This is a genomic window from Mycobacterium simiae (genome assembly GCF_008370645.1).
GTDB lineage: Bacteria > Actinomycetota > Actinomycetes > Mycobacteriales > Mycobacteriaceae > Mycobacterium > Mycobacterium simiae_A.
In genome coordinates this window covers 1-312 of the sequence record NZ_VTZN01000609.1, presented here as the reverse complement: position 1 = coordinate 312, position 312 = coordinate 1, and the positions used below count along the sequence as shown (strand labels likewise).

Here is a 312-nt window from a genome sequence, read left to right as displayed (position 1 = left end):
AGGAAGAAGCCGACGGCTCGGGAATGTTCCAGCCGGCCAACGCGCCCGCATAGGCTGCGGGACAGGCTCAGCTCAGCGTGCTGACCCTGTCCATCATGGCGTGCGCGATGTCGATGGCGCTGGTGTTGATATCGGCTGTCCCGTGGTCCGACGGGCGCTGTGCGCAGCGCTTTGCAGCATCTCAGAACCGCCGAACCGCGGCGGTAATGCCGGCTTGGCCACCAAGGACTGATCAACGATCTTCGCCAGCGCCGCGTCGTCGAGGAGCACCCGCTTGATGGTTTCCCCAATGACTGGATGCGGCTTCAGCCC

At 64.7% G+C, this 312-nt stretch carries 1 pseudogene; it reads right to left on the bottom strand.

The window, feature by feature from the left end:
• Positions 1 to 67: 67 nt before the first annotated feature.
• Positions 68 to 154, bottom strand: a pseudogene (locus F0Q45_RS27085) (sensor domain-containing protein); the annotation flags it as partial.
• Between the last annotated feature and the right edge of the window lie 158 nt (positions 155 to 312).